Raw genomic sequence first — 2,229 nt, forward strand, 5'->3', positions numbered from 1 at the left:
CTCCTTAGAGACCCAACTGGAGCGGGATCCCTTTGCTTTGGATCCCTTGGCCAGCCTTTCTTATGTGCCCGCCATCATGTATCACGATGTGGTGGCTGGCCGCAAGCAGGTCTGGTTCGACACTACGGCGGCGGAGCTGCGGCAACACTTTGAGGCCATTAAGCAGGCGGGGTTGACCCCCATCCACATCGACCAACTGTACAAACACCTGCGGGACGGGGATCCCTTGCCCGAAAAAGCCATTTTGCTCACTTTTGACGACGCCTACCTGGGCCTGTACGAGAACGCCTACCCCCTTTTGAAGGAGTACAACTACCCCGCCACCTACTTTGTGCAAACCGGGTTTGTCGGCGTGCCCACCAGCAAGGATCACTTCACCTGGGATCAGATGCGGGAGATGGATGCCAGCGGGCTGATTGACTTTGCCGCCCATACCGTCAACCATCCTCCTGACCTGCGGGTGCTAGACGATGCCCGTCTGCGGCGGGAAGTGTTCGACTGCAAGACCAAGCTGGAGCAGGAGCTGGGCCACCCCATCCACTACTTTGCCTATCCCGAAGGCAACCGGGACGAGCGGGTGAAGCAATACCTGGCCGATGCCGGTTACCGGATGTCTTTTACGATGGATCCCGGTTTTACAGGACAATCGCCCAACTTGCTGGAGGTGCGACGCTTTAACCAGTTTCGCCTCACCGAGGCCATTCTTGGCGCCCGCACCTTTAGCCTCAGCCGCAGCCTCGACTACTGGCTGGATGTGACGCAGCCTCTGGCTCTGACCGACGAGATCATTGACGGGGTGCGGGTGCTCACCATCCGCGGCGGACGGGCAGCCACAGTGCACGCAGAACGGCGCTACGAAGTCAGGACGTTGGTCCAGCGCTACCAGGCCGATGCTGGCATTAACGGCAGCTTCTTCTCCATCCCCTGGATCAACTCCGCCAGCAACGTCATGGTGGGGCCGGCGATGGCTGCCAACCACAAGACCTTCATCCCCGGTCGTCCCGAAGATGACCAGGCAATCCGCGGCCGGCCGCTGGTGCTGCTGGGCAGGGATCGCCTCCGCTTTGTGCCCTTTGATCCCGACACCATGACCCACTTGGAGAACATCCGCCAGTTGATGCCGGATGTCACGGATCTGTTTGTGGCCGGTCTATGGCTGGTTAAGGATGGCCATGCCCTCTCTCCGGCGGAGATCAACTCGTTCCGCCTTGCCAGCGCTGCTGAGTTTCGCCCCAGAGCTTTCTTTGGGGTAGATGACCAGGAGCGGGTGGTGATCGGAGTTACCAAAACCCACGTCAACGCCGCCATCCTGGCCAGTCTGCTGCCCAAAACCGGGATCCGGGAAGCCGTGCTGCTGGACTCTGGCTTTAGCACCTCCCTGGTCTACCAAGGGGAGATCCTCGCCACCGGCCATGCCGGTCCCAACCAGCCCAGCCGTCCTGTGCCCCATGCCATCTTGCTCTACGACCTGACTCGCCTTTGGCGGGAGGATCCCCATCCCGAGGCCAAGGCTGGCTCTGAGGGAGATCAGCTGGAGGGGCTAGTGCAACTTTTGCCAGCTAGCGAGCAAGAGGCGGCCAAAGCCCAACTCAAGAGCATTCTGGCCGGCCAACGCACGTTGAGGCGGGGGGATCGGGGGGCGGCGGTGGTGGCGGTGCAACTGGGGTTGAGCCACCTGGCCACTCAGCAGGGACGGCTGGATCTACTCCCTTCGGGCCCTGATGGGGTGTATGGTCAAGAGCTGGCCCAGGCAATGGCGGAATTGGTGCTGGCTGCACCTGAGCGCAGTGAGATGGGATCCCCCCTTCCAGCCACCCCTACCCCCCTGGTGGCCGGAACGGCGACAGCCCGCCAAGGGGTGGACATCATCGATGCTCAACTGCTGCGGCGTCTGCTGGAGCGCGTTAACTTGGCCTCTCCCTCGGTACTGGTGGATACGCGCTTGGAACGGTCAGCCTTGCTCCTAGAGCGCAAGCCGGAGCGTAAGCTGCTGCCCAGCGCTTCTGTCCAACCCCACACCGGTGCTCCCAGCCCGACCTCCGGGTTAAGTCGGTAATCTGCGATACAGCCATTCCGCAACAGAGGGTCTATCCTGGCCGAAGAAGTCCGGCTTGCCTCTAGCCCTGGGGGCTAAGTTTGCTGTTTACCCTGCCGGTGGTGCTTAGGAGAGGTGTGCTGAGGGAGGTCATGACATCTGCTGCTGAAGGGGGGGCCGAGAACCCTGGGGCG

The 2,229-nt window shown here is 61.7% G+C and carries 1 protein-coding gene; it reads left to right on the forward strand.

Features of this window, described 5'->3' with window-relative positions:
• Positions 1-2,056: polysaccharide deacetylase family protein (locus NW856_RS05505; protein ID WP_414399452.1), on the forward strand; the 2,056-nt coding region annotated here is incomplete at its 5' end.
• Between the last annotated feature and the right edge of the window lie 173 nt (positions 2,057-2,229).

The organism is Synechococcus sp. R3-13, from assembly GCF_047462195.1.
GTDB lineage: Bacteria > Cyanobacteriota > Cyanobacteriia > Thermostichales > Thermostichaceae > Thermostichus.